At 64.2% G+C, this 24,825-nt stretch carries 26 protein-coding genes and 1 pseudogene; 17 read left to right on the top strand and 10 right to left on the bottom strand.

Annotated elements, in window-relative coordinates:
• Window positions 1-65 precede the first annotated feature (65 nt).
• Together NKJ80_RS13560 and plsY are read left to right on the top strand one after the other, a co-directional pair.
• Window positions 66-596 carry a hypothetical protein gene (locus tag NKJ80_RS13560; protein ID WP_023698376.1) on the top strand — a complete coding sequence of 177 codons (531 nt, stop codon included), beginning with the start codon at window positions 66-68 and terminating at the stop codon, window positions 594-596.
• 16 nt (window positions 597-612) lie between these two features.
• Window positions 613-1,251, top strand: a complete 639-nt coding sequence (plsY, locus tag NKJ80_RS13555) for a glycerol-3-phosphate 1-O-acyltransferase PlsY (protein WP_023670502.1) — start codon at window positions 613-615, stop codon at window positions 1,249-1,251.
• 22 nt (window positions 1,252-1,273) lie between these two features.
• On the opposite strand, the gene NKJ80_RS13550 is transcribed toward plsY, so the two are convergent.
• Window positions 1,274-2,530, bottom strand: a complete 1,257-nt coding sequence (locus tag NKJ80_RS13550; protein WP_352497716.1) for a ubiquinone biosynthesis hydroxylase — start codon at window positions 2,528-2,530, stop codon at window positions 1,274-1,276.
• A gap of 112 nt (window positions 2,531-2,642) precedes the next feature.
• Here NKJ80_RS13550 and tesB point away from each other — a divergent pair, with 112 nt between their 5' ends.
• From tesB to xth, 6 genes are all read left to right on the top strand, one after another.
• Window positions 2,643-3,518: an acyl-CoA thioesterase II gene (gene tesB, locus NKJ80_RS13545; RefSeq protein ID WP_023687727.1), complete on the top strand. Its 876-nt coding sequence runs from the start codon at window positions 2,643-2,645 to the stop codon at window positions 3,516-3,518.
• A 218-nt stretch (window positions 3,519-3,736) separates the two neighbouring features.
• Window positions 3,737-4,075, top strand: coding sequence for a P-II family nitrogen regulator (locus NKJ80_RS13540; RefSeq protein ID WP_023670499.1), 339 nt, complete (start codon window positions 3,737-3,739; stop codon window positions 4,073-4,075).
• 31 nt (window positions 4,076-4,106) lie between these two features.
• Window positions 4,107-5,537 carry an ammonium transporter gene (locus NKJ80_RS13535; RefSeq protein WP_023670498.1) on the top strand — a complete coding sequence of 477 codons (1,431 nt, stop codon included), beginning with the start codon at window positions 4,107-4,109 and terminating at the stop codon, window positions 5,535-5,537.
• 346 nt (window positions 5,538-5,883) lie between these two features.
• Window positions 5,884-8,553: a DNA translocase FtsK gene (locus NKJ80_RS13530; RefSeq protein ID WP_023670497.1), complete on the top strand. Its 2,670-nt coding sequence runs from the start codon at window positions 5,884-5,886 to the stop codon at window positions 8,551-8,553.
• A 138-nt stretch (window positions 8,554-8,691) separates the two neighbouring features.
• The gene (locus NKJ80_RS13525) at window positions 8,692-9,372 is read left to right on the top strand and encodes an outer-membrane lipoprotein carrier protein LolA (RefSeq protein WP_023683897.1); all 681 of its coding nucleotides are present in this window, start codon (window positions 8,692-8,694) and stop codon (window positions 9,370-9,372) included.
• A gap of 198 nt (window positions 9,373-9,570) precedes the next feature.
• The gene (gene xth, locus NKJ80_RS13520; RefSeq protein WP_023670495.1) at window positions 9,571-10,377 is read left to right on the top strand and encodes an exodeoxyribonuclease III; all 807 of its coding nucleotides are present in this window, start codon (window positions 9,571-9,573) and stop codon (window positions 10,375-10,377) included.
• A 164-nt stretch (window positions 10,378-10,541) separates the two neighbouring features.
• Here xth and NKJ80_RS13515 read toward each other — a convergent pair whose 3' ends face one another.
• Entirely contained in the window at window positions 10,542-10,997 is a 456-nt protein-coding gene (locus NKJ80_RS13515; RefSeq protein ID WP_023730228.1) for a cyclic nucleotide-binding domain-containing protein, read from the bottom strand.
• 177 nt (window positions 10,998-11,174) lie between these two features.
• On the bottom strand, window positions 11,175-11,858 hold the full coding sequence (locus NKJ80_RS13510; RefSeq protein ID WP_023670493.1) for a response regulator transcription factor: 684 nt from the start codon (window positions 11,856-11,858) through the stop codon (window positions 11,175-11,177).
• Between the two features lie 145 nt (window positions 11,859-12,003).
• On the opposite strand from NKJ80_RS13510, the gene NKJ80_RS13505 reads away from it, so the two are divergent.
• Window positions 12,004-12,540, top strand: a complete 537-nt coding sequence (locus NKJ80_RS13505) for a L,D-transpeptidase family protein (RefSeq protein ID WP_196813612.1) — start codon at window positions 12,004-12,006, stop codon at window positions 12,538-12,540.
• A gap of 85 nt (window positions 12,541-12,625) precedes the next feature.
• Here the strand turns inward: NKJ80_RS13505 and NKJ80_RS13500 are convergent, their stop codons facing one another.
• On the bottom strand, window positions 12,626-12,865 hold the full coding sequence (locus tag NKJ80_RS13500; protein WP_352497715.1) for a hypothetical protein: 240 nt from the start codon (window positions 12,863-12,865) through the stop codon (window positions 12,626-12,628).
• Window positions 12,866-13,001: 136 nt separating this feature from the next.
• On the opposite strand from NKJ80_RS13500, the gene gcvA reads away from it, so the two are divergent.
• Complete coding sequence (gene gcvA, locus NKJ80_RS13495; RefSeq protein WP_023670490.1) at window positions 13,002-13,922, top strand: transcriptional regulator GcvA; 921 nt, start codon at window positions 13,002-13,004, stop codon at window positions 13,920-13,922.
• A 15-nt stretch (window positions 13,923-13,937) separates the two neighbouring features.
• Here the strand turns inward: gcvA and NKJ80_RS13490 are convergent.
• The 6 genes and pseudogenes from NKJ80_RS13490 to tsaD form a co-directional block, all read right to left on the bottom strand.
• Window positions 13,938-14,358 (bottom strand): annotated as a pseudogene (locus NKJ80_RS13490) (DUF1761 domain-containing protein).
• A 105-nt stretch (window positions 14,359-14,463) separates the two neighbouring features.
• Window positions 14,464-15,162, bottom strand: coding sequence for a class I SAM-dependent methyltransferase (locus NKJ80_RS13485; protein ID WP_023683903.1), 699 nt, complete (start codon window positions 15,160-15,162; stop codon window positions 14,464-14,466).
• A complete protein-coding gene (locus tag NKJ80_RS13480) occupies window positions 15,117-15,542 on the bottom strand; it encodes an EVE domain-containing protein (protein ID WP_023683904.1) in 426 nt (141 codons plus the stop codon). Before NKJ80_RS13480 ends, NKJ80_RS13485 begins: the two co-directional genes overlap by 46 nt.
• A gap of 88 nt (window positions 15,543-15,630) precedes the next feature.
• Window positions 15,631-15,927: a YciI-like protein gene (locus NKJ80_RS13475; RefSeq protein WP_023670486.1), complete on the bottom strand. Its 297-nt coding sequence runs from the start codon at window positions 15,925-15,927 to the stop codon at window positions 15,631-15,633.
• 24 nt (window positions 15,928-15,951) lie between these two features.
• On the bottom strand, window positions 15,952-16,968 hold the full coding sequence (locus NKJ80_RS13470; protein ID WP_352497714.1) for an NAD(P)H-dependent glycerol-3-phosphate dehydrogenase: 1,017 nt from the start codon (window positions 16,966-16,968) through the stop codon (window positions 15,952-15,954).
• Window positions 16,965-18,050, bottom strand: a complete 1,086-nt coding sequence (gene tsaD / locus NKJ80_RS13465) for a tRNA (adenosine(37)-N6)-threonylcarbamoyltransferase complex transferase subunit TsaD (protein ID WP_352497753.1) — start codon at window positions 18,048-18,050, stop codon at window positions 16,965-16,967. Before tsaD ends, NKJ80_RS13470 begins: the two co-directional genes overlap by 4 nt.
• Before the next feature lie 120 nt (window positions 18,051-18,170).
• On the opposite strand from tsaD, the gene hemC reads away from it, so the two are divergent.
• The 7 genes from hemC to NKJ80_RS13430 all read left to right on the top strand — a co-directional run bounded on the left by hemC (window position 18,171) and on the right by NKJ80_RS13430 (window position 24,768).
• Window positions 18,171-19,094 carry a hydroxymethylbilane synthase gene (gene hemC / locus NKJ80_RS13460; protein ID WP_023705005.1) on the top strand — a complete coding sequence of 308 codons (924 nt, stop codon included), beginning with the start codon at window positions 18,171-18,173 and terminating at the stop codon, window positions 19,092-19,094.
• A 1-nt stretch (window position 19,095) separates the two neighbouring features.
• Window positions 19,096-19,809 carry a uroporphyrinogen-III synthase gene (locus tag NKJ80_RS13455; RefSeq protein WP_352497713.1) on the top strand — a complete coding sequence of 238 codons (714 nt, stop codon included), beginning with the start codon at window positions 19,096-19,098 and terminating at the stop codon, window positions 19,807-19,809.
• Between the two features lie 112 nt (window positions 19,810-19,921).
• Complete coding sequence (locus NKJ80_RS13450; protein ID WP_352497712.1) at window positions 19,922-21,412, top strand: COG4223 family protein; 1,491 nt, start codon at window positions 19,922-19,924, stop codon at window positions 21,410-21,412.
• 10 nt (window positions 21,413-21,422) lie between these two features.
• On the top strand, window positions 21,423-23,030 hold the full coding sequence (locus NKJ80_RS13445; protein WP_023736798.1) for a heme biosynthesis protein HemY: 1,608 nt from the start codon (window positions 21,423-21,425) through the stop codon (window positions 23,028-23,030).
• Between the two features lie 76 nt (window positions 23,031-23,106).
• On the top strand, window positions 23,107-23,586 hold the full coding sequence (locus tag NKJ80_RS13440) for a tellurite resistance TerB family protein (RefSeq protein ID WP_023687738.1): 480 nt from the start codon (window positions 23,107-23,109) through the stop codon (window positions 23,584-23,586).
• 14 nt (window positions 23,587-23,600) lie between these two features.
• A complete protein-coding gene (locus NKJ80_RS13435) occupies window positions 23,601-24,317 on the top strand; it encodes a glutamine amidotransferase (protein ID WP_023834670.1) in 717 nt (238 codons plus the stop codon).
• A 187-nt stretch (window positions 24,318-24,504) separates the two neighbouring features.
• The gene (locus tag NKJ80_RS13430; protein ID WP_023670477.1) at window positions 24,505-24,768 is read left to right on the top strand and encodes a YMGG-like glycine zipper-containing protein; all 264 of its coding nucleotides are present in this window, start codon (window positions 24,505-24,507) and stop codon (window positions 24,766-24,768) included.
• The last annotated feature ends 57 nt before the right edge of the window (window positions 24,769-24,825 follow it).

Genomic DNA, 24,825 nt, shown 5'->3' with positions numbered 1-24,825 from the left:
TTCTTGCGTGTTGAAGCAACGCCGGAGTTCTCCTATCGTCGCCGCAATTTTCGGGGGAATTCGACATGCCTTTCCTGATTGCTATTCTCGGCGTGCTGGGAGCCGGGGCGTTCTGGTGGTATCGCATGAAGGCCATGAACGAAGCCGCGCGCGAGGTCGCCGACGTCGTCGGCCGCGTCCAGGGCAACATAAGGCGCAAGAAGCTGCGCAAGCAGGCGGCGCTGTCGCCGCTGACGGCGATCGACGATCCGGTGGTGGCGGCAGCAACGCTGATCATGGCAATCGCGGCGGAGCATGGTCCGATCCTGCCGAAGCGCGAAACGGTTATCCGCGAGGTGATCTCGCAGATTGCGGACAACCAGAAGAAGACCGATGAAGCCGTCGTCTACGCCAAATGGGCCGCGGCGCAGATCGACGACACGACGATCGTCATCGACAAGCTGGCGCCCTTCCTGCGCGAGCGCCTCGATCCGCATGAGCGCGAAGACCTGCTGCAGATGCTGGATCGTGTTGCCAAGAGCGGCGAGCAGAGTTTCAAGGTCGCCGACCAGCGCATGCTGCGACTGCGGCAGAAGCTGGGGTTTGAGGTCAACTGAGAAACAGCCCGGGCGCATGTCATTCTGGATAGCGAGCGTGGTAGGATCGGCTGCCGCTTACCTTATCGGCTCTACGCCTGCCGGCTATCTGGCGGGGAAACTGCTTAAGGGCATCGATATCCGGGAGCACGGCTCCAAGTCCACCGGTGCGACAAATGTATTGCGCACACTCGGGAAATGGCCAGCATTGGTGGTGCTTCTGGTGGACGTGCTGAAAGGGGCGGCAGCGGTCATCTTTGCCCGTTGGTTTTGTTTCTGGTCTTCCGCAACGCCGCCGTCGGCAATATCTGATATGCCCGTTTGGGCTCCTTGGGTTGTATGCCTGGCCGGACTCGCTGTTTTGCTTGGGCATAGCCGTTCGATCTGGCTGAATTTCACCGGCGGCAAATCGGCTGCGACGGGGTTGGGTGTTTTGTTGGCGATGTCCTGGCCTGTGGGTCTAGGCGCGGCGACGGCATTTGCCGTGGTGTTGGCAGTTTCCCGAATTGTGTCCCTGAGTTCGATGCTGGCGGCGCTCACCGCGATCGCCCTCGTCGGCGGCATGGAACAACCATTGCCCTACCGGTTGCTGGTCATCGCCGGCGGCATCTACGTGATCGTGCGCCACCGCGCCAACATTGCGCGGCTGATGTCAGGAGCCGAGCCGCGTCTATGACAAAGCGGCACTCATTCCCGGCCTAAATCGCCTCACCCTTGAGCAGCCGTGGTGTGCCGTTGGACAACCCCGATGCCTGGCGGATGAAGAACTCCTTCAGCCTGGGCATCCGTTCGACGAGGCCGAGGCCTACGTCGCGGAGCTGGCGCAGCGCGCCGATGTCGTTGGAAAACAGCCGGTTCAGCACATCTGTGGTGACGCCCATCTGCACCGTGTCGAAGCGGCGCCATTGCTGGTAGCGCTCGAGCACGTCGAGCGCGCCGATATCCTGTCCCAAGCGATCGGCCTCGACCACCACTTCAGCAAGGGCCGCCACATCCTTGAAGCCGAGATTGAGGCCCTGGCCGGCGATCGGGTGGATGCCGTGCGCGGCGTCGCCGGCAAGTGCTACGCGCGGGGCGACAAAGGCGCGCGCGATGGTCAGGCCGAGCGGCCAGGCGCGCGGCTTGTCGGTGACGCGGATTTCGCCGAGCTTCAGGCCGAAGCGCAATTCAAGCTCCTGCTCGAAGACTAGGTCGTCGCCCGAGACCAGCTTTTCGGCATCCTCGGAACGTTCGACCCAGACCAGCGACGAACGGTTGGTGCCGTCCTCGGTGGGCTTGAGCGGCAGCGTTGCAAACGGGCCGGCCGGCAGAAAATGCTCTTCGGCGCGGCCATTGTGCGGGCGCTCATGCGCCACCGTGCAGACGATGCCGGACTGGCCATATTCCCATTTCACCGTCTTGATGCCGGCCATGTCGCGCAATTTGGAATTGACGCCGTCGGCGGCGACCAGCAGCCGCGCCTCAATCGCCGCGCCGTCGGCCAGATGCACGGTGATGCCGGCGCCATTGCCGTCGAACGATGCGACCGCGACACCTTCGATGATGTCGATGCCGAGCTTTTGCGCGCGGCGGCGCAAGGCGCTGTTCAGGTCCTTGTTGGCGACCATGTGGGCGAACGGTTCGCCCGGCGCGACCTCGCCATCGAAGGTGAGAAACACCGGACGCACCGGATCGGCGGTGCGCGAATCGGTGACGATCATCTCGGTGATCGCCTGCGATTGCCCGACGATTTCCTGCCAGACGCCGAGCTGGTCGAGCATGCGGCAGGCGGCGGCGGCGATCGCCGAGGCGCGGCGGTCCTTCTGCCAGACGCCGGCGGGGGCAGCATCGACGACCGCCACGGCGAGGCCCGGCCGCGCCTGTTTCAGCGACACGGCGGCGGCGAGGCCGACATAGCCGGCGCCAGCGACCAGCACGTCGAGCGGGTTTTTTGCGTCCGTGTTGCGGTTCGCCATGTCAATTCCTTTCGAAGTCTCGACCATCCCCGCCCACTGGGGCATTCCGGCCTTGACTGCCCGCCATTCCTGTCGGAAACCGCCATAGCATCTTACGGCGAGGTCACGAAGCATGACGGCGGCCATGGACGAGCTTCTCAGCATTCTCGACCTCGAGCAGCTGGAACACAATCTGTACCGTGGTCGCAGCCCCAAGCTCGACTGGCAGCGCGTTTTCGGCGGCCAGACGATTGCCCAGGCGCTGGTCGCCGCGCAGCGCACCGTCGAGCCCGAGCGCCACGTGCATTCGCTGCACGGCTATTTCATGCGGCCCGGCGACACCAAGGTGCCGATCGTCTACGAGGTCGACCGCATCCGCGATGGCGGCTCCTTCACCACGCGGCGCGTGGTGGCGATCCAGCACGGCCAGGCGATCTTTTCGCTGGAAGCCTCGTTCCAGCAGGATGAGGTTGGCCTTGAGCATCAGCTGCCGATGCCGCGCGACGTGCCGCCGCCCGACAGCCTGTTGTCGCAGCGCGAATTGCTGGGCAAGTTCGGCGAGGCGGTGCCGGACGGCATCAAGCGCTATTGGGAGCGTGACCGGCCGATTGAGATGAAGCCGGTGATGCTGAAGCATTACACCAGCCGCGAAAAGCTGGAGCCGCAGCAGAACATCTGGATCCGCACCACCGGCCCGGTGCCGGCCGACCGCGGCATCCAGGCGGCGGTGCTTGCCTACCTCTCCGACATGACGCTGCTCGACACCTCGACCTTTGCGCACGGCCGCGCCATTTTCGACCGCGACATCCAGGCGGCGAGCCTCGACCATGCGATGTGGTTCCATCGCAGCCATCCGCTCGATGACTGGATCCTATACACGCAGGACAGCCCCTCGACGCAGGGGTCGCGCGGCTTCACCCGCGGCTCGCTGTTTGCCCGCGACGGCACGCTGATCGCCTCGGTTGCCCAGGAAGGCCTGATCCGGCTGAAACGGCCGCCTGCCGAATAGGCATTTTCGAAAAATTGCCTACTTTTTAATCAGTGACTGTCCGTTGACAGTGCGCACCGTGCCGCCGGGACTCGAGCAATCCGTTTATTTACAATGAGTTAACACCCTGCTTCGGCAACTGGCACGGAGCTTGAATCCTGTTGGGCACTCTCCGGGCTTTTTGGGATCGGTGAAGGTGTGCAAACGCGGGGGACCGCAACAGCAAAGGGTGAAACCTTATGAAAATCGTGATGGCAATCATCAAGCCGTTCAAGCTCGACGAGGTGCGCGAAGCGCTCACCGCCGTCGGCATCCAGGGCCTGACCGTCACCGAAGTCAAAGGCTACGGGCGTCAGAAGGGACACACGGAAATCTATCGCGGGGCGGAATACGCGGTCAGTTTCCTGCCGAAAATCAAGATCGAAGTCGCGGTCAGCACAGACCTGGTCGACAAGGCCGTCGAAGCCATCACGGCGGCGGCCAAGACCGGCCAGATCGGCGACGGCAAGATCTTCGTCTTCGGCATCGATCAGGCGGTGCGCATCCGTACCGGCGAAACAGACACCGACGCACTTTGAGCGGCGAACACGTATTCCAATGGAGAGTTCAATGAATATACCTTCCACCTTGAAGTCAGTGGCACGCTCCGCGCTGCTGGGCTCCTTAGCGCTCGGAGCATTGGGCACGGTTGCTGCCTTCGCGCAGGAGGCGGCTCCCGCCGTCGCGGCGGCAGCGCCAGCAGCGCCGGCTTTTACTGTCGACAAGGGCGACACCACGTGGATGATGATTTCCACCGTGCTGGTGCTGTTGATGACCATTCCCGGCCTTGCGCTTTTCTACGGCGGCCTGGTTCGTACCAAGAACATGCTGTCGGTGCTGATGCAGGTCTTCACCATCACCAGCGTGGTCATGATCATCTGGGTCTTCTACGGCTACAGCCTCGCCTTCACCCCGGGCAACGCCTTCGTCGGCGGCCTTTCGAAGATGTTTCTCTCCGGCGTCAACGTATCGACGCTTTCGGAAACCTTCAGCAAGGGCGTCGCCATTCCTGAACTGGTGTTCGTCGTCTTCCAGATGACCTTCGCCTGCATCACGCCCGCCCTGATCGTCGGCGCATTCGCCGAACGCGTCAAATTCTCCGCCTTGATCCTTTTCGTTATCCTATGGGTGACGTTAATCTACTTCCCGATCGCGCACATGGTCTGGTTCTGGGGCGGCCCGAGCGCCTATGCCGACCCGTCCGGCCTGATCTTCAGCTTCGGCGCCATCGACTTCGCCGGCGGCACGGTCGTTCACATCAATGCGGGCATTGCCGGTCTCGTCGGCGCGCTGATGATCGGCAAGCGCATCGGCTACAAGAAGGACATCATGGCGCCGCACTCGATGACGCTGACCATGGTCGGCGCTTCATTGCTGTGGGTCGGCTGGTTCGGCTTCAACGCCGGTTCGAACCTCGAAGCGAACGCCTATGCGGTGCTGGCGATGATCAACACCTTCGTCGCCACGGCGGCGGCGGCAGTGGCCTGGATCGTGCTTGAATCGCTGCTGCGCGGCAAAGCCTCCATGCTCGGCGCTGTTTCGGGCGCGGTCACCGGCCTCGTCGCGATTACGCCGGCTGCAGGTTTTGCCGGCCCGATGGGCGCTATCGTGCTTGGCATCGTCGCCACCTTCGTCTGCTACTTCTTCGTCTCGGTGGTGAAGAACACGTTCGACTATGATGACAGCCTCGATGTCTTCGGCGTCCACTGCGTCGGTGGCATCATCGGTGCGCTCGGCACTGGCATTCTGGTCAATCCCGCCCTCGGCGGCGCCGGCATCGTCGACTATTCGACGGCCGACTTCGCCGCCGGCTATGCCGGCACGGCCACGCAGCTGCTGGCGCAGGGCAAAGGCGTCCTGGTAACCCTGCTGTGGTCGGGCATCGGCAGCGCAATCCTCTACAAGGTCGTCGACTTGATCATCGGTCTGCGTCCGACAGCCGACGCCGAGCGCGAAGGCCTCGACCTGACTTCGCATGGCGAAGCGGCCTACCACTCGTAAGCCTTGCGGGGCGGCCTCGGCCGCCCCGCATTCTCCCATCCCGTCGTGACGCTCCCGAAAGGAGTTCACGCTTTGAGGCCCGGGTCATTCCGGGCCTCTCTTTTTGGCAACCGTGCTGGCAGGCCTCGGTCCCTGCGCAATCACGTTCTAGTGATGGCCGCCGGCGGGGAGACGTCGACCGGATTGGTTCCGAACTGTTGAGACTGCCTACAGTGGAGTGAGCAAGATCGTGGCTCTGGGTGCGTATAGTTAATGCGGCCTTAACCTTCCCCCCGATAGTCTGACATCCGAATCTGCCGGAGTGCGTCATGCGCCCGGCCACTCCATGACAGACGGGGAACGAAGCATGCGTTCAGGGGCTTCAGCACCGCTCGCGCTGACCGATACGGGGCACGGCATCCAGGCATTCGCGCGGCGCCAGGTCGGGCGGCTGGTCGGCGCCGGCCTGTTTGCGCTGGTCGCCTTTGGCGTCGCGGCGCTGGCGACCTGGAACGTCGCCGATCCCAGCTTCTCGCACGCCACCGCCAACATCGTCACCAACGCCATGGGTTATGCGGGCGCGGTATTCTCCGACCTCGCCATGCAGTTCTTCGGCCTTGCCGCGGTCGCCGCCCTGGTGCCGGCGGTGATCTGGGGCTTTCTCCTGTTTTCGGCGCGCGGCGTCGACAGGCTGCCGAAGCGCGGCCTTGCGTGGTTCGGCTTCGCGCTGCTCGCGGCGGCGATGGCCGGCTGCGTGGTGCCGCCCAAGACGTGGCCGTTGCCGACCGGCCTCGGCGGTGTGTTCGGGGACATGGTGCTCAATATTCCGGGCGTGGTCATTGGCGGCTACCCGACCGGCATCGTTGCCAGCATCATTGCCATGGTGCTCATTGCGCCGGCGCTGTGGCTGTTTGCCTATGGCTCGGCGCTGATTGCGCGCAAGAACGGCTTTGCCGTCATGGAGCGCACCGCGGAGCCCGATCCCCGAGAGGACGATCTGCTCTTCGACGAAGACGAGGACGAGGGCGACGAGGGGATACTGGCGCTCGGCGCCGTTACCCACTGGTGGCTGTCTTTCCGCGCCTGGATGCATCGCCGGGCTGTGCGCCGCCAGCAGGAGCGCGACGAGTTCGAGCCGGAGATGGAGCAGCGCTCCACCGCATGGCGCCGCGCCGCCGAACGGGTCGAATCGGCGGAATTCGCCGAAGCGCGGATGAGCCCGGATGGCCGCGCCCGCGTCGAGCCGGAATTCTTCGCCGCCATGGTCAATGACCGCAGCGTTTCCGTCGATCCGGACGATGACGACGTCCTCGATGCCGGTTTCGACAATGGCGACGAGGAGGTCGAACTCGACGACGAGCCGGTCCAGCGCCGTGCCGCGCCGAACGCCAAGGTGCAGAACTTCCGGTCAGATGCGGCGACCCGCGTCGCCGCACCTGCGCCGCGTCCCGCTCCCGGCGCGCGCGTCCAGCGCGAGGCGCAGACCTCGCTGATCGGCTCGGAAACATTCGAAATGCCGTCGCTGCATTTCCTGTCGGAGCCGAAGAACGTGGTGCGCGACGCCAGCCTGTCCAAGGACGCGCTGGAGCAGAATGCGCGCCTGCTCGAAGGCGTTCTGGAGGATTTCGGCGTCAAGGGCGAGATTATCGCGGTACGGCCCGGCCCGGTGGTCACGCTCTATGAGTTGGAGCCGGCGCCCGGCATCAAATCGTCGCGCGTCATCGGCCTGTCCGACGACATCGCCCGCTCGATGAGCGCGATTGCCTGCCGCGTCGCCGTGGTGCCCGGCCGCAACGCCATCGGCATCGAATTGCCGAATGCCAAGCGCGAGACCGTCTATCTCCGGGAGATCCTGGCCAGCCGCGATTTCGAGACGACCAAGTCCAAGCTGGCGCTGGCGCTGGGCAAGACCATCAATGGCGAGGCGGTGATCGTCGACATCGCCAAGATGCCGCATGTGCTGGTCGCAGGCACCACCGGCTCCGGCAAGTCCGTCGCCATCAACACCATGATCCTGTCGCTGCTCTACAAGCTGACGCCGCAGGACTGCCGGCTGATCATGATCGACCCGAAGATGCTCGAACTTTCCGTCTATGACGGCATCCCGCACCTTCTGACGCCGGTGGTCACCGACCCGAAGAAGGCCGTGGTGGCGTTGAAATGGACGGTGCGCGAGATGGAGGACCGCTACCGCAAGATGTCCAAGGTCGGCGTGCGCAACATCGACGGCTTCAACGCGCGCGTGCAGTTGGCTGAAAAGAAGGGCGAAAAAATCTCGCGCACCGTGCAGACCGGCTTCGACCGCCAGACCGGCGAGGCGATCTACGAGACCGAGAACCTCGATCTCGAGCCGATGCCCTACATCGTCGTCATCATCGACGAGATGGCCGATTTGATGATGGTCGCCGGCAAGGACATCGAAGGCGCGGTGCAGCGCCTGGCACAGATGGCGCGCGCGGCCGGCATCCATGTCATCATGGCGACGCAGCGTCCGTCGGTCGACGTCATCACCGGCACCATCAAGGCCAATTTCCCGACCCGTATCTCCTTTCAGGTGACGTCGAAGATCGACAGCCGCACCATTCTGGGCGAGCAGGGCGCCGAGCAGCTGCTCGGCATGGGCGACATGCTGTACATGGCCGGCGGCGGCCGCATCCAGCGCGTGCACGGCCCGTTCGTCGCCGACGACGAGGTCGAGAAGATCGTCGCCCATCTGAAGCTGCAGGGCGTGCCCGAATATCTCGACGCCATCACCGAGGATGACGGCGAGGACGATGACGAGCCGTCGGGCAAGGGCGGCGCTGGCGGTGGTGGCAACAGCAATTTCGAGGATTCCGACGATCCCTACGACCAGGCGGTCTCGGTCGTGCTGCGCGACGGCAAGGCGTCGACCAGCTATATCCAGCGCCGGCTCGGCATCGGCTACAACCGCGCCGCCTCGATCATCGAGAAGATGGAGAAGGAAGGCATTGTCGGCCCGGCCAACCATGCCGGCAAACGCGAAATTCTGGTGCCGACCGAGGACGACAAGTTCTGATCAGCCGATACGGCCCGGCGGCAACCTTGAACCTTTTGGCGCGTTACAGCGACTGAGCGCTGTCCGGCCCGCCAAACTTAAGTCTAACTGGGGGTCCACGGACTGCAACGAGACACACACCACACGAGAGTGACCGGCATGAAAAACGATCTTTCCGCGATCAGCGATTTCGCTCCAAACCGTCGCCAGTTGCTCGGCCTTGGCCTGATGCTTGCCGGCGCCGCGGCCATCAACGTCGTGCCGGGGTTCCAGCTCTTGGCCTCGGCGCAGGCGGCGGTGCCGCCGACGGCGCAAAAGATCGCCGACCATTTCTCCTCGGTCAAATCGATGAGCGGCGAGTTCGTCCAGTTCGGCCCCAACAACCAGCAGACCGGCGGCAAGTTCTTCCTTGAGCGGCCAGGCAAGATTCGCTTCAACTATGACGGCAAGTCAAATTTCCGGGTGATTTCCGACGGCAAGTCGGTGGTCATCCTCAACAAGCGGCTGAAAACGTCCGATCTCTATCCGTTGTCGAAGACACCGCTGAAGCTGTTGCTCGACACCAAGATCGACCTCTCGGGCGGCCGCGTCAAATCGATCAAGGAAGAGAGCGACCTCACCACCATCCAGCTTGCCGACAAGTCGGTGTTCGGCAATTCGAAGATCACCATGATGTTCGATCCGAAATCCTATGATCTGCGCCAGTGGACCATCACCGACGCGCAGGGCAAGGACACCACGGTGATGATCTACAACACCAAGGAAGGCGTCAGCTTCCCTGCGGATACGTTCGCCATCGACTATACGGCGAACCGCGAGCTGAACACCAACCACCGCTAGATCCGGTCACGCCGGCCTGCAAATGGCGATCTCCTGCGCTTCCGGCGCTCACGTGGTTTAAGTACGCTCCGCTCCAGTTCTCGGAGACCACCATTTTCGACTCGGCCTGACCTGAATCAGGGCCGCCGCCCGCAAAGGCTGGCTTGTGTTTGTGGCGCTCGGCTGGCAGTAGATCGGCGACCTTGTTCGGATCGCCGCATGCCCTTCTCCATCGCCACCTGGAACATCAACTCCGTGCGCCTGCGCATGCCGATCGTCGAGCGGCTGCTGACGGAGCAGGCGCCCGATGTGCTTTGCCTGCAGGAGACGAAGGTTCCCGACGAGCTGTTTCCGGAAAAGGCGTTCCGCAAGGCCGGCTACGAGCACATCGCATTCCATGGCCAGAAGGGCTATCACGGCGTTGCGACGGTGGCGCGGCGGCCGATCGAGATTGTCGAGAAACGGCGCTTCTGCGAGATCGATGACAGCCGGCATCTGTCGGTCAAGGTGCAGGCCGGCGGCAAGGCAATCCTGGTCCACAATTTCTACGTGCCGGCCGGCGGCGACGAGCCCGATCCGGAGATCAACCGCAAGTTCCGCCACAAGCTCGATTTCGTTGCCGAGATGAACGCCATCCGCGCCGCGCATGACGAGGTGTCGGCCTCGATCCTGGTCGGCGACCTCAACATCGCTCCGCAGGAGCACGATGTCTGGTCGCACAAGCAATTGCTCAACGTCGTCAGCCACACGCCGGTCGAGACGCAAAATTTCGACGCGATGCGGATCGCCGGCGACTGGGTCGACCTGATGCGGCTCGACGTGCCGCCAGAGCAGAAGCTCTACACCTGGTGGAGCTATCGCGCGCGGGACTGGGAAGCCTCGAACCGCGGCCGCCGGCTCGACCATGTCTGGTCGTCACCGAACCTGGTGCCGAGCTTTGCCGGCTATGAGATCCTGCGAGAGGCGCGTGGCTGGGAGCGGCCCTCGGACCATGTGCCGGTGATAGCGCGGTTCGACCTGGATTAGGCGGTCCGAGATTCAGGTGAGGCCGGCCTGCAAATGGCCGATACCTGCGCTTCCGGTGCTCGCGTACTTTGAGTACGCTCCGCTCCGGTTCTCGGTATCAGCCATTTTCGACTCGGCCTGACCTGAATCTCGACACACCCAAGCGTGAGCGCGGTCGCGGGGACCTACCCGCCAAACCTTGGCGCCAGCTTCTCGATGCGGGCGATCATGGCCTGGAAATCATCGAGGATGCGCTGGTGCAGTTTCACCGCCACCTCGGGATATTCCTCCAGGATGCGGCGAAACATCTTGCGGCTCAACCTTATCACTTCCGAATCGGTCTCGGCCGAGGCGCTGGTCAGCCGTCTTGAGTCGGCGATCAGCGCCAGTTCGCTGAGGATCGTGCCGGGGCCGGCGGTGCCGATCGGGATGCGGTCGCCATCCTGCTCCCGGTAGAGCACGATGCGGCCACTGACCACGATATAGGCCGAGTCGGCTTCGTCATCCTCGCGGTACAGCTTGCGGTCGGCCTGCAGATGGGTGGCTTCGGCGCCGAAGGCGAGCAGGCGCAGCTGTTCCTGCGTGAAACCCTCAAAGAGCTTCACGGCGGACAGGATGCGGATGTCGTCATCCAGCGCCATCTCTAGCTGCGTCCCCGAACGGTCAGTCCAATCCCTCCCTTAGAGCGCCGCGTGTCCAATTGAACGCGCAAAGGACGCTCTAACACTTCAATCTGCGCAGCGGGCCGATCCAGGCTCCCCCAGCCGGATCCTCCCCGAAACAGTCCCGCCCCGACCGTTTATTGAACAATGAAAAGTTTAAGGAACCAGCTTGTAGCCGCCGCTTTCTGTCACAAGAATTTCAGCATTGGAAGGATCGCGCTCGATCTTCTGGCGCAGCCGGTAGACGTGAGTTTCCAGCGTGTGCGTGGTGACGCCGGAATTGTAGCCCCACACTTCCTCGAGCAGGACGTCGCGCGTCACCACCTTCTGGTCGGCTCGATAGAGATATTTGATGATCGAGGCTTCCTTCTCGGTCAGCCGCACCTTGCCGCCACGCTGGTCGATCAGAAGCTTCTGGCTGGGCTTGAACGTGTAGGGCCCGACCGAAAAGGTGGCGTCCTCGCTCTGCTCGTGCTGGCGCAGTTGTGCGCGTATGCGGGCGAGCAGCACGGCGAAGCGGAACGGCTTGGTGACATAGTCGTTGGCGCCGGCCTCGAGGCCCAGAATTGTGTCGGAATCGGTATCGTGGCCGGTCAGCATGATGATCGGCGCCTTGTAGCCGCCCTTGCGCAGGATCTTCACCGCCTCGCGGCCATCCATGTCGGGCAGCCCGACATCCATGATGAGCAGGTCGATGAGCCCGCCGCGCGCCGCGGCGACGCCTTTGGCGGCGGTCGCTTCCTGCAAGACGTCGAATTCTTCGTAAAGGGCCAGTTGCTCGACGAGGGTTCCGCGCAGGTCGTCATCGTCGTCAACGATCAGAATGGTACGTGATGTCATGGATCAATCCATTGTTTTGAAAAGAATTTTCAGTTGACCGCCCCCCATTTATGCGGAAGCTGACCGGCGCAACAGTCCGATCACAGTGATTTGTTCCGTGACACGATCATACAAGAAAAAACGCGATCGCAATGCAGCCGGCGCAATTTTGCCGAAAGGGCTGCGTGTGCTGGTGGTTCGGGCGAGGCCGGGCAACCCCAGCCAAGGGATATTGCAGGCCGGCAGCAAGGTGTTTGCCTGTGCGCTCGGACGCGGCGGCATCTCGGCCAATAAGCGCGAAGGCGACGGTGCGACGCCGCTTGGCGAGATGCGGATTTTGTCAGGATATTTTCGGGGCGATCATTTCGCGGCCGGCCGCAAAACCCGGCTGGCGATGGCGCCGATCGGCGCCGATCTCGGCTGGTGCGAGGTGCCGGACGACCGCAACTACAACCGGCCGGTGAAAATCCCCTATGGCGCCAGCCATGAGCGAATGCGGCGCGACGACCGCCTCTATGACGCCTGCCTTGTGCTCGACTGGAACATGGCGCCGCGCCGGCGCGGCCGCGGCAGCGCCATCTTCTTCCATCTGGCGCGCCCAGGCTTCACACCGACGCAAGGCTGCGTGGCGGTGACGGCGCGGACAATGGCGCGGCTGTTGCCGCTGGTGTCGGACCGGACGGTGGTGAGGGTGGTGAGGTAGGGAGTAGGGAGTAGGGAGTAGGGAGTAGGATGGCCTCGGCGTCGTTTCAATCCTTCACTACTCACTACTCACTACTCACCATTGCCTAACGCCTTCTCGGCTTCTGCCACCCAGTGTCCAGCAATCCAAGCCGGCCGAGTTCCCGGTCCACGGCCCGCGTCACGTCCTTGCGCTGCGCGCCGACATCGCGCAGTTGGCGATCCGACAGATCCTCCACGTCCTGGCGCGGCAGGTTAATGGCGATTTTCGCCTGGCGAAGCCAGTCCGTTACGGCATGCAACCAATTCGAGCGAGCTGCTGGCGAGTTCAAAACGAAGATGGACATGATGCGCTCCCGTGTTCCGCCAGATATCAAATCCGGCTTGATGGTGTTTCGATGGATGCATCATGCCGCATTGAAATCTATGAGAGAAACGAGTAGTTCTTTTCAGATCGTCAAGTTTTATTTGAGGATAAGGGTGATGTCCCGTCTGTTGCCCGGAACGCGCGCGCTGAGGACTCTGGAAGCCGCCGCCCGCCACCTCAATTTCACCCGCGCTGCCGACGAGCTCGGGCTGACGCCGGCGGCGGTCAGCCACCAGATCAAGGAAATCGAGGATCAGCTCGGGCTGGTGCTGTTCACGCGAACCAGTCGTACCATCCGGTTGACCGAGGCAGGTACGGTGCTGTTCGAGGCCTCGATCGATGCGCTCGACCTGCTCAACCGGGCGGTGTCGCGGGCGCGCAAGCTGACGCGCGGCACGGCATTGCTGAAGGTAACGCTCGACGCGCAGTTCGCGTCAAAATGGCTGATGCGGCGCGTCGACGATTTTCGCAAACTTCAGCCCAATATCGAACTGAGGTTCGACATCGGCTACGAAGTGCGCGATTTCGAACTCGACGACGTCGATGTCGGCATCCGGTTCGGGGTCGGCAAGTATCCGGGGCTTCGCGCCCATCGCCTGTTCGACAACATCCTCATTCCGGTGTGCAGCCCGAGCCTGCTGACCTCCGGCCCGCCGCTGCGCGAACCGCGCGACCTCTTCAACCACACGCTGGCCCATATCGAATGGTCGCGCCAAGGCGTGACATGGCCGAACTGGCGCATGTGGATGGCGGCGGCCGGCATCAACGATTTCGACGACAGCCGGACTATCGTGTTTGGAACCTCTACCGATGCCGTGCAGGCGGCGCTCGACGGCAATGCCGTGGCGCTCGCCGAGTTCGCCATGGTGGCAAACGACCTTTCCCAGGGAAGGCTGGTGCAGCCCTTTGAACTCGGTCTGCGCGTGGGGCCGGAGTTCGGCTACTTCCTGGTCTATCCCGAGAGCACTGCCAACGATCCGCGCATCATCGCTTTCCGTGAATGGATCCTCGACGAAGTCGCCAGGACGCAGACCTGACGACTTCTGCAGGCCTCAGCCGGCGACCGGCGCCCCGAACCAGCCGATCACCGCGCCGATGATCAACAGCACGCCGAGCCAGTGGCCGCCGTCGATCAGGGTCAGGTCCCAGCCGAAATTCTCATAGCGATGGTTGGCCGTCAGCGTCGTGGCGACGAAACCCAGCCAGAGGACGAAGCCGAAGACCAGCCCTGCGACAAGGACCGGCTCGCCGCCGGTCATCGCGCCGACGACCAAGGCTAAGACCAGCGCCATGATCAGCTCGGCGATGAAGGAGATGATGAAGGGCGATATCGATTTCTTTGATCGTTGACGGATCGATCCTGGCCGCCCTCATCCAAGGCTTGCTGAGGGCCGTGTACCAGACGGCGCCAAACAGCCACGCCGCGACGGCCGCGACAATCACCGCCAGCCAGTTCACCACTGAAAAATCCATAAAGTCCTCCCCTCAAGCAAGCCGCCCAAAGCCTGACGGTTCTGGGATAACGACATGCGTATTCTTCAAATCAATGCGCGATGGAACGCCTGTTCGGCAATGCCGTCAAGCGAAGCGCCACACCGTGGTGCGCTTGACCAGGGCGTCCTCCAGCGCCCGCGTCACCGCCACTTCGTAGACGGCGAGCGGCTCCAGTCCCGCCTTCGGCATGTAGGAGCGGCCGGGATCGCCGACGAGGATGTCGGCGCCGCGCGCCTTCAGTGTCGAAAACCACGGCATTAGCGTGTCGGCGAAGGGTTTGTCGTAGAAGACGTCGCCGGCCAGCACCACGTCCCAGCCGGCGTCGGTGCCGATGCAGTCCGTGCCGCAAAACTCGATGGCAACGCCGTTGGCCTTGGAATTGAGGCGGACCGCCGTTTCGCAGAACGGGTCGATGTCGGCGGCGATCACGTGCGCCGCACCCGCCTTGGCTGCGGCGATGGCGACAAGGCCGGAGCCGGAGGCGAAGTCGAGCACGCGTTTGCCCCGCACATCCGACGGATTGTCCAGCACGTAGCGGGCAAGGCCCTGACCGCCGGCCCAGGCAAAGGCCCAGAACGGCGGCGGCAGGCCGATTTCGATCAGCTCGTTCTCCGTGCGCTGCCAGAGGTCATGCGCTTCGTCGGCAAGATTGAGGACAATCTCCGGCACATGCGGCGGCGACATAAGCGCCGTGTTGTCGAGAATGAACTTTTTCGCGCTGTTCGGCGTGAGGACCGTCACGGAGCCGGCGTCAGGCCGCCCATGCGGCAGACTTCCTTCCATTCGGCCGGCGTCACCGGCTGTACGGAAAGCCGTCCAAGCCGCACCAGCGCCATCTCGGCAAGCTTCGGATTGGCCTTGACCTGCTCCAGCGTCGGCGGGTTCGGCACGTCCTTGAAGGCGCGGATGTCGACGCATTCCCAGCGCGGATCGTCGGTGGTGCTGTCGGGGTGGGCAAGCCCGCAGACCTCGGCAATGCCGACGACGTTCAGCCCTTCATTGGAGTGATAGAAGAAGCCGAGATCGCCGATCTGCATCGCCTTCATGTTGTTGCGCGCTGCATAGTTGCGCACGCCGTCCCACTGCGTGCCGGCCTTGCCCTTGGCCTTCAGCGCCTCGAAGGAGAAGACCGAAGGTTCGGATTTGAACAGCCAGTAGTTCATGTCTTTGCTCCAACTACTATTTTTTGCGCAATTCCGGACGGAAAACCGTTACACACTTTTCCTGGGATCACTCTAGGCGCCGCCGGAACTAACTAGCCGCCGGCTTGTTGAAGGTCCAGTTCCACTGGCGGATTTCGACACTTTCGAACAGCCCGGCCTTGGCATAGGGGTCGGCAGCCGACAGCGCCTGCGCACCGGCGAGATCGGGCGCTTCGACGACGACGAGGCTGCCGTTGGGCTTGCCTTCGGCGTCGAGGAACGGGCCGGCAAAGGCCAGTTTGTTGTCGGCGTTCAGGCCTTCGAGAAAGGCGACGTGGACCGGCCGCGTGTCGACCCGCACCTGTAGGCTGCCGGGCTTGTCCTTGCAAATCAACGCAAACAGCATGTTAAACTCCGGTTTGTTTGGGGATCAGAGGTCGGTTTCGGTCTTCAGCGGCCGGGTCATCAATGCCGTGACAGCCTGCCGAATGGTGATCGTGCCGTCCAGTATCGCCGACACCGCAGCGATGATCGGCGCGTCGATGTGGCGCTCGGTGGCGATGCGGGCGGCGATCGCCGCCGTCGGCACGCCTTCGGCGAGCGGCAGTCCCGACAAGGGCTTACCTTGCCCCAGCGCCAGCCCATAGGCGAAATTGCGCGACTGGGCCGAAGAGGAGGTGAGCAAAAGGTCGCCGAGGCCGGAAAGCCCCATCAGCGTCTCCGGCTTGGCGCCGAAGGACGCGCCGATGCGGCGCAGTTCGACGAAGCCGCGTGTCACCATGGCGGCCTGCGCGCTGGCGCCGAGCCCAGCGCCGGTGACGGCGCCAGCGGCAATGGCGAACACATTCTTCAAAGCGCCGCCGATCTCGACGCCGATCAAATCGTCGCTGGAATAGCAGCGCAGATTCTGCGCCGAAAAGCGCGAGGCAAGCTCGGCCGCCAAGGCGTCGTCGCGTGCAGCAACCACGACAGCGGTCGGCAGACCCCTGGCGACGTCGGCGGCAAAGCTCGGACCGGACAGGGCCGAAACCGGAGTTTCGGGCAGAATCTCATCAACGATCGCCGACAGCAGCGCGCCGGTGTCGCGCTCAATGCCTTTGGCGCAGAGAACCAGCGGGATGCCTATCGGCATATGGGGCTTTGCCGTCGTCAGCATGGCGCGCAGCGCCTGTGCCGGCGCCACGGCCAGCACGCAATCGGCATCAGTCAGGGCAGTGCCGATATCGCTGGTCGCCGCAATGCCTGTTTCAATGGCTATGCCGGGGAGATAACGCGGGTTCTCGCCGCGGCGGATCGCGGAAACCGTCTCTTCGTCGCGGGCGTAGAGCCGGACATCGTGACCGGCGCGCAGCATCGCCAGCGCCAGCGCCGTGCCCCAGGCGCCGCCGCCGAGCACGGCGACGCGCCAGCCGGTCTTGTCCCTGCCGCTTGTGTTGCCGGCGCTCATGCTTTCGCTCCGCGCCGGCCGGAGCCGACCATCGGGGCCGAAATGCTGTCCAGCGGCCAGCGCGAACGCGGCACGAAATCGAAGCCGTTCTCTTGCGACAGGCCTGCCCGCAACCGCTCGATGCCGGCCCAGGCGATCATCGCCGCATTGTCGGTGCAAAGCTTCAGCGGCGGCGCGACAAAGGCGAAGCCGGCCTCGGCGCACTGCTTCTGCAGCGTCGCCTTGATCGCTCTGTTGGCGGCGACGCCACCGGCAACGACCAGCGCCGGCTTGGCCTTGTCCGGAAATTCGTCACGGAAGCGGGCAAGCGCGCGGGCCACGCGGTCGCCCAGCGCATCGGCTACCGCCGCCTGGAACGAGGCGCAGATGTCGGCGACATCCTGCTCGCTCAGCGGCTGGATGGCGGTCGCCGCCTGGCGCACCGCGGTCTTGAGGCCGGAGAAGGAGAAATCGGGCTGCGCAGATCCTTTCATCGGCCGCGGAAGGGCAAATCGCATCGCATCGCCCGAGATTGCCGCCTTTTCGACATTCGGGCCGCCGGGATAGGGCAGGCCGAGCATTTTGGCCGTCTTGTCGAAAGCTTCGCCGAGCGCGTCGTCGATGGTCGTCGCCCAGCGTTGGTAGTCGCCGACGTCGCGCACGGCGACGATCTGGGTGTGGCCGCCGGAAACCAGCAGCAGCAGATAGGGAAAGTCGAGCCCGTCGGTCAGCCTTGCGGTCAGTGCGTGGCCTTCCAGATGGTTGATGGCGATCAGCGGCTTGCCGGCGGCCGCTGCAATCGCCTTGGCCGTCATCAGGCCGACGATCAGCCCGCCGACCAGGCCGGGGCCGGCAGTAGCGGCAATGGCGTCGATGTCGGCCAGGGCTACGCCCGAATCCGCAAGAGCGGCCTCGACAATGCCGTCCAGCGCCTCGACATGGGCACGCGCGGCGATCTCCGGCACGACGCCGCCGAAGGCGGCGTGCTCCTCGATCTGGCTGAGCACGATGTTGGACGCAATCACCGGCACGGAATCGCCGTCCAGCGTCACCACGCTGGCGGCGGTCTCGTCGCAACTCGTCTCAATGCCCAGAACGCGGATCAATTCGTCGCTGTCTCCAGAGATTGTGTCGCCGGACTTTCCTAGTTAGTAGAGGCGGGCCTCGCTAGGGAGAGCGCCGGAAACGCAAAGCCAGCCGGGGGTTATCACGGACCGCGCGCCATGCAAACTTTGAAAATAGGAACACGCGGCAGCCCGCTGGCGCTCGCCCAGGCGCATGAGACGCAGGCGCGGCTGATGGAAGCGCATGGCATGCCGGCGGAAGCCTTCGAGGTCGTCGTCATTTCGACCAGCGGCGACCGCATCCAGGACCGGCCGCTGTCGGAAGCCGGCGGCAAGGGGCTGTTCACCAAGGAAATCGAAGAGGCGCTGCTGGCCGGCACGATCGATATCGCCGTGCATTCCTCCAAGGACATGCCGACAGTGCTGCCGGTCGGGCTGGAGCTGTCCGCCTTCCTGCCGCGCGAGGATGCGCGGGACGCCTTCATCGGCAAGGCGGTGGAGCGCATTGTTGATTTGCCGCAAGGCGCCAAGGTCGGGTCGTCTTCGCTCAGGCGTCAGGCGCTGATCCGGCGCATGCGGCCGGACCTAGACGTGGTCATGTTCCGCGGCAATGTGCAGACCAGGCTGCGCAAGCTGGAGGAAGGCGTCGCCGAAGGCACGATCCTCGCTTATGCCGGGCTGAAGCGGCTCGGGCTCGGCCATGTCGTCACCGATCTGATGCCGCTCGATGCTTTTCCGCCGGCGCCGGGACAAGGCGCAATCGGCATCGAAACCCGCATCGGCGACAGCGAGGTCGAAAAGATGCTGGTGGCCATCCATGATGTGTCGACAGGCCAGGCGCTGGCCTGTGAGCGCGCCTTCCTGGCGGCGCTCGATGGCTCCTGCCGCACGCCGATCGCCGGCTATGCGACGATATCGGGCGGCAGGCTGGTTTTCGCCGGGCTGATCATTTCGCCCGATGGCACGCAATCGCATGAGGTCAAGGCCGAAGGCTTGGCGCTGGATGCCGCTGACATCGGCACGGACGCGGCCAGGATGGTGCGGGTCAAAGCGGGCGAAACCTTCTTCGACGGCTGGGTCTGATATGCGTGTCCTGGTGACGCGGCCGCAACCTGGGGCGTCGCGAACCATGCGGCGGCTGCAGGAATTGGGATTTGAGCCGCTCCTTCTGCCGCTGACCGAAACGGTGACACTGCGGGTTGGCGCCGATGCTGCGAGCGACAATGCCGTGGCCGTCGCTGTGACCAGCGCAAATGCGGTGCGGCATGCGCCGAAAGAACTCATTCGTGCGCTCGCCGCCTTGCCTTGCCATGCCGTCGGACGCAGGACGGCTGAAGCGGCACGTTCGACAGGGTTCTTGTCGGTCAGCGAAGGGGCGGGCGACGCCGAGCGGCTGGCCGAGGCGATTGCTGCCGGCCTTTCCGGCAAGGCGGTCGTCTATCTCACAGGGCGCGTGCGGTTTCCGGCATTCGAGGCGCGGCTGCGAAAGGCCGGCGTCGAGGTCCGCACCGTCGAAACCTACGACACGATTTCGCTCGATTATTCCGATGCTGAAATCCGTACACGCCTGTCCGATCAGGCGGTCGACGCGGTGCTGCTCTATTCAGCCAAGGCGGCGGCAGCGTTGCAGGCCTTCGCCAGCCGGGCGGAACTGCGCGATCTCTTTGAAAACATGCAGGCTTTTGCGCTCTCCGAGCGCGTGGCAGCGGCGTTTGACAATGCCGCCGGCAAAAAAATACGCATTGCGCGGGAACCGCAGGAGGAGGCGCTGCTTGAGCTGTTGCACCGCGGCGACTGAGCCCCGTGTCATCACGCCGCCCCTTTTCACCTGATGATGATGTGCTAGACCATTTTTCAAACCATCACGCGCCGTCGGGCGCCCAGACGAAGCAGGATTGCGGAGCCCAGGCATGGTCAAGACGCCGAAGATGCGACATTCGAAAAGCCGCCGCGAGCCGGTGACCATCGAACTCGAACCCGGCGCTGTCTCGCGCATTGCCGATGCGGATGCCGCCAAGACGGATGTCGCCAACTCGGACGACGTCGAGGCCCCGGCAGGGTCGGTTGCGGCTGAGGATGCGGCTGCCATGGCCAATGCGCAGCCGGAGACGCCTGACGAGCCCGTTCATGCCGATCAAGCCGATCTCGAGCCGTGGGAGCACTCCGACGCCGCGGCGCAGGCCGCTCCCGAAAGCGCCGATGCGAAGGCGTCCACCCAGGCGGAGCAGCCTTACCCCACCGCTTCGGATGCGCCACCGCGCGCCAGAACCTCCGACTACAGTTTCGAGGATGCCTCGCCCAAGCCGGGTGCACCCAAGGAAACCCCAAGGACAGCCGGGAACCAGCCCATGGCCGCGCAACCGACGCGCACGAACGGCATTGCCGCCGGCATCATCGGCGGTGTCATCGCGCTGGCTGCCGCCGGGGGGCTGCAGTTTGCCGGCGTGCTTGGCGCTCCGGGCTCAGGGGCGGGCACGGTCTCGCTCGACGGCGTCAATGGCGAGATCGCTTCTCTGAAGCGCGAAATCGCCGACCTCAGGGAAGCCAGCGGCAATGGCGCCGCAACGGCCAAGGTCGACGGGCTGTCTTCGGCGCTGGATCAGGTCAAGGCCGATGTCGCATCGCTGAAATCGGCGGTCGAAAGGGGCGGCGCCGGCGACAATGCCGGGCTTGCCTCGCTTGGCGACAAGGTCAAGCAGATCGAGACCGCGGTCGCCGCCCTTGGCCAGGCCGGTGGTGCAGCGCCCGTCGATCTCGCGCCGCTCAATGAAAGACTGGCGGGCCTCGACGCACTGGTGAAATCGGCCGGTGAGGCAGCCAAGACGCAGGAAGGCAAGATCGCCGCGCTGGAGCAGTCGGTGACGCAGCTCGCCGGCAAGGTCGATGCGCAGGCCTCGCAGCCAAAGATCGCGATGGCCATCGCCGCTTCGGCCTTGAAGGCGGCGCTTGACCGCGGCGCGCCGTTCGCCGCCGAGTTGGAGACCTTCGCGGCGATCTCGCCCGATGCACCGCAGATTGCAGCGCTGCGCCCCTACGCTGAAAAGGGCGTCCCGACCCGCACCGAGATCGCCGGCGAGGCCGACGCCGCGGCCAATGCGATGGTCGCGGCGGCGACGCCGGTCGATGAGAATGCCGGCTTCTTCCAGAACCTTTTGTCGAGCGCCGAATCGCTGGTCAAGGTCCGGCCGATCGGCGCCGTCGAAGGCGCCGGCGCGCCGGAAACCGTGGCGCGCATCGAAGTGGCGGTCAATCAGGGCGACTACGCCAAGGCGCTCAGCGAATACGCAACGCTGCCGGATGCGGTCAAGGCTGCTGGCGCCGACTTTGCCGGCAAACTGAAGGCGCGCATCGACGTCGAGACGCAGGTCGACGCGCTGATTGCAGGTGCGATGAAGGCATGAGGACGACACGATGATCCGCATTCTCATCTTTCTCGCCGCCGTCTTCGCGCTCGGCCTCGGCTTTGCCTGGCTGGCCGATCGTCCCGGCGAGATGGTCGTCACCTTCAACGGTTACCAATACCAGGTCAGCCTGATGGTGGCGGCGGTGGCGATCGTTGCCGTCGTCGCAGCGGTGATGATCGTCTGGTGGCTGATCAAGTCGCTGTGGAACAGCCCGTACACGATCTCGCGCTATTTCCGCGTCCGCCGCCGCGACCGCGGCTACCAGGCGCTGTCGACCGGCATGATCGCAGCCGGCGCCGGCGATGGCGCGCTGGCCCGCAAGAAGTCCAAGGAAGCCGCCAAACTGATCCGCTCCGACCAGGAGCCGCTGATCCAGCTGCTCGAAGCGCAAGCCTCGCTGCTCGAAGGCGACCATGAGGGCGCGCGCGAAAAATTCGAGGCCATGCTCGACGACCCCGAAATGCGGCTGCTTGGCCTGCGCGGGCTCTATCTCGAAGCCGAACGGCTCGGCGACCGCAACGCGGCGCGTCACTATGCCGGCCGCGCCGCTTCCGTCGCGCCGCAACTGGCTTGGGCCGCCGAATCGACGCTGGAAGATCTGACCGGGCGCGGCGACTGGGACGGCGCGCTGAAGCTGGTGGAGGCGCAGAAGTCGACCAGGCAGATCGAACGCGACGCCGCCAATCGCCGCCGCGCCGTGCTGTTGACCGCCAAGGCGCAGGCGCTGACCGACAGCGACCCCAATGCAGCCAAGGCAGCGGCACTCGAGGCAAACAAGCTCGCGCCCGATTTCGCGCCGGCCGCGGTTGCAGCCGCCAATCTTCTGTTCAAACAGAACGATGTGCGCAAAGGCTCGAAGATCCTTGAGGCAGCCTGGAAGGCTGAGCCGCATCCCGAGATCGCCGAGCTCTACACCCACGCAAGGCCGGGAGATGCCGTGGTCGATCGTCTCAACCGGGCGAAGAAGCTGCAGGAGCTGAAGCGCAACAATGCCGAATCGTCGATGACGGTGGCGCGCGCCGCGCTCGATGCGCAGGATTTTTCCACCGCCCGCCGCGAGGCGGAAGCGGCGATCCGCATGGATCGCCGGGAAGGCGCTTACCTGCTGCTGGCCGATATCGAGGAGGCAGAGACCGGCGACCAGGGCAAGATCAGGCAATTGCTGTCCAAGGCCGTCCGCGCGCCGCGCGATCCGGCCTGGGTCGCCGACGGCGTCGTCTCCGAACGCTGGGCGCCGGTATCGCCGGTCAGCGGCAAGCTCGACGCTTTCGCCTGGCGCGCGCCGATGGAGCGGCTGGGCCAGCTCATCGACAGCCATGAAGAAGCGTCCGAAGCCGATGTGCCGGTGCTTGCGGCACCCGCCAAGCCGGCAAAGGAAGCCGAAGTGATCGATCATCCGGCCATCGCCAGGACGAGCAGCGAGGCGCCGATCGAGCCGAAGCCTGCTGTGGGCGACGACCAGGTCACACCGGTCACTTCCGCCGCTTTCGCCGCAATACCACCCGATGCCGAACCCGTCGAACCTGCCGAGGAACTGGCGCGGCTGCCCGACGACCCCGGCGTCGACCCCGATGACGAAGCGGAGAAGTCACCGCGCCGCTTCCGCCTGTTTTGATCCCTGAAGCATGATCCCAAAAAGTGGATACCGGTTTTTGGAAAAGATCATGCTCCAATAAAGTGAAGTGAGCACCATGTTCGAACGCGTCCTGGCCTTTCTGAAAGACCTGCCCTCCGGGGCTGGGGCTCGCGCGAATGCGGACGATCCGCGCGTTGCGGCGTCGGCTTTGCTCTATCATGTGATGAATGCCGACGGCGTACGCCAGGATGTCGAGTGGGAGCGGTTCAAGCAGGTGCTGGCGCAGAGCTATTCGATCAGCGGCGACGAGCTCGATGCACTGGCTGCCGCCGGCGAGCGCGCCGACAATGAGGCGATCGACCTCTATGCCTTCACCAGCGTCTTGAAGCGCCATCTCGACGCCGAGGCGCGCAAGGCTTTCATCGGCCTGATGTGGGAAATCGTCTATGCCGACGGCGAACTGCATGAACTGGAGGACAACACCGTCTGGCGCGTTGCCGAACTGATCGGCGTCGAGCGCCAGGATCGCGTCGAGGCGCGCCGCAAGGCGGCGGCCGCCGCGCCCGACGCCAGCGGAACGTCGAGCGACGAATAGGATTCCGCCTTTCCATGCCGCCCAGACCGAGCTCGAAACCAAAAATCCTGATCGTGCTGCATCAGGAGACTTCGAGCCCCGGCCGGGTTGGCCACATGCTGCTCGAGGAAGGTTTCGACCTCGACATCCGCCGGCCGCCTCTTGGCGACAGCCTGCCGGAGACGCTGGAGGGACACGCCGGCGCCGTGGTGTTCGGCGGGCCGATGAGCGCCAATGACGAAGATGAGTTCGTCCGCCGCGAGACCAACTGGCTCAATGTTCCGCTAAAGGAGAATCGGCCCTTCCTCGGCATCTGCCTTGGCGCGCAGATGCTGGCCAATCATCTCGGCGGCAAGGTCGAGGGGCATGGCGAGGGGCTGGTCGAGATCGGCTGGTATCCGCTGAAGCCGACCGAAGCCGGCAAGAAGCTGCTGCCTTGGCCCGACATGGTCTACCAGTTTCACCGCGAAGGCTTTTCGCTGCCCAGGGATGCGACGCTGCTGGCGACGGCGGAAACCTACCCCAACCAGGCTTTTCGCTATGGCGACAATGCCTGGGGCATCCAGTTCCATGGCGAACTGACCCGGTTGATGATGCAGCGCTGGGTGGTGCGCGGCGCGCACCGTTTCGAATTGCCCGGCGCGCAGCCCGGCCGCGACCATCTCGGCGGCCGGCTGATCTGGGATATGCACCTCAAGCGCTGGCTGAGCGAATTTTTGAGCCTGATCTTCGGCAAGCCTACTGAGGGATAGAGCAAATCCAACTACTCTGAACGGCCGAGCTTGCCCAAAGACGACTTACCTATGGGAGGCGTGTACGATGGATCCGTGACCTTAGCCCGTTCCCGCAGATTTGGATTGCGCCCCAAACACTCCGATGGATCGAAAAACTCCGTGGCGCATTTGAGCTTCGGCTAATAACGGCCCCAGGAGAGAACCAATGAAGAAGACGCTGCTCATTTTAAGCCTACTCATTCCGCTCGCGGCATGCTCCCGCACCGAACAAGGCGCTGCCGTCGGTGGTTTGGGTGGCGCAGCTGTAGGCGCAGCAGTGGCCGGCGACCCGGTAAAAGGGGCGGTTGTTGGCGGTGCGGTCGGAGCGCTGGCCGGGGCGGTCATCGGGCACGCCAGCGAAGCCGGCCAGTGCAGATATCGCGGTCGGAACGGTCGAGTTTACGTTGCTCAGTGCCCGGACGGCTACTGATCTCAAAGGCGCGTGATCTCTTTCGATCACGCGCCTGCTCGGGGTAGGATAACTTGA

Source organism: Mesorhizobium sp. M0030, assembly GCF_040323695.1.
Classification (GTDB): Bacteria; Pseudomonadota; Alphaproteobacteria; order Rhizobiales; family Rhizobiaceae; genus Mesorhizobium.
Note: the sequence above shows the minus strand (reverse complement) of the source record. Positions and strands in the feature narration are given on the sequence as shown.

Excerpts from the sequence above, each read along its gene's own strand:
- NKJ80_RS13435 (WP_023834670.1), top strand. The coding sequence starts at position 23,601 with ATGCCGCCCAGACCGAGCTCGAAACCAAAAATCCTGATCGTGCTGCAT.
- NKJ80_RS13440 (WP_023687738.1), top strand. The coding sequence starts at position 23,107 with ATGTTCGAACGCGTCCTGGCCTTTCTGAAAGACCTGCCCTCCGGGGCT.
- NKJ80_RS13470 (WP_352497714.1), bottom strand. The coding sequence starts at position 16,968 with ATGAGCGCCGGCAACACAAGCGGCAGGGACAAGACCGGCTGGCGCGTC.
- NKJ80_RS13455 (WP_352497713.1), top strand. The coding sequence starts at position 19,096 with ATGCGTGTCCTGGTGACGCGGCCGCAACCTGGGGCGTCGCGAACCATG.
- NKJ80_RS13485 (WP_023683903.1), bottom strand. The coding sequence starts at position 15,162 with ATGGAAGGAAGTCTGCCGCATGGGCGGCCTGACGCCGGCTCCGTGACG.
- plsY (WP_023670502.1), top strand. The coding sequence starts at position 613 with ATGTCATTCTGGATAGCGAGCGTGGTAGGATCGGCTGCCGCTTACCTT.
- NKJ80_RS13510 (WP_023670493.1), bottom strand. The coding sequence starts at position 11,858 with ATGACATCACGTACCATTCTGATCGTTGACGACGATGACGACCTGCGC.
- NKJ80_RS13550 (WP_352497716.1), bottom strand. The coding sequence starts at position 2,530 with ATGGCGAACCGCAACACGGACGCAAAAAACCCGCTCGACGTGCTGGTC.
- tesB (WP_023687727.1), top strand. The coding sequence starts at position 2,643 with ATGACGGCGGCCATGGACGAGCTTCTCAGCATTCTCGACCTCGAGCAG.
- NKJ80_RS13535 (WP_023670498.1), top strand. The coding sequence starts at position 4,107 with ATGAATATACCTTCCACCTTGAAGTCAGTGGCACGCTCCGCGCTGCTG.
- NKJ80_RS13450 (WP_352497712.1), top strand. The coding sequence starts at position 19,922 with ATGGTCAAGACGCCGAAGATGCGACATTCGAAAAGCCGCCGCGAGCCG.
- NKJ80_RS13445 (WP_023736798.1), top strand. The coding sequence starts at position 21,423 with ATGATCCGCATTCTCATCTTTCTCGCCGCCGTCTTCGCGCTCGGCCTC.
- NKJ80_RS13540 (WP_023670499.1), top strand. The coding sequence starts at position 3,737 with ATGAAAATCGTGATGGCAATCATCAAGCCGTTCAAGCTCGACGAGGTG.
- NKJ80_RS13430 (WP_023670477.1), top strand. The coding sequence starts at position 24,505 with ATGAAGAAGACGCTGCTCATTTTAAGCCTACTCATTCCGCTCGCGGCA.
- xth (WP_023670495.1), top strand. The coding sequence starts at position 9,571 with ATGCCCTTCTCCATCGCCACCTGGAACATCAACTCCGTGCGCCTGCGC.
- gcvA (WP_023670490.1), top strand. The coding sequence starts at position 13,002 with ATGTCCCGTCTGTTGCCCGGAACGCGCGCGCTGAGGACTCTGGAAGCC.
- NKJ80_RS13560 (WP_023698376.1), top strand. The coding sequence starts at position 66 with ATGCCTTTCCTGATTGCTATTCTCGGCGTGCTGGGAGCCGGGGCGTTC.
- NKJ80_RS13500 (WP_352497715.1), bottom strand. The coding sequence starts at position 12,865 with ATGTCCATCTTCGTTTTGAACTCGCCAGCAGCTCGCTCGAATTGGTTG.
- NKJ80_RS13530 (WP_023670497.1), top strand. The coding sequence starts at position 5,884 with ATGCGTTCAGGGGCTTCAGCACCGCTCGCGCTGACCGATACGGGGCAC.
- NKJ80_RS13525 (WP_023683897.1), top strand. The coding sequence starts at position 8,692 with ATGAAAAACGATCTTTCCGCGATCAGCGATTTCGCTCCAAACCGTCGC.
- NKJ80_RS13515 (WP_023730228.1), bottom strand. The coding sequence starts at position 10,997 with ATGGCGCTGGATGACGACATCCGCATCCTGTCCGCCGTGAAGCTCTTT.
- NKJ80_RS13480 (WP_023683904.1), bottom strand. The coding sequence starts at position 15,542 with ATGAACTACTGGCTGTTCAAATCCGAACCTTCGGTCTTCTCCTTCGAG.
- hemC (WP_023705005.1), top strand. The coding sequence starts at position 18,171 with ATGCAAACTTTGAAAATAGGAACACGCGGCAGCCCGCTGGCGCTCGCC.
- NKJ80_RS13475 (WP_023670486.1), bottom strand. The coding sequence starts at position 15,927 with ATGCTGTTTGCGTTGATTTGCAAGGACAAGCCCGGCAGCCTACAGGTG.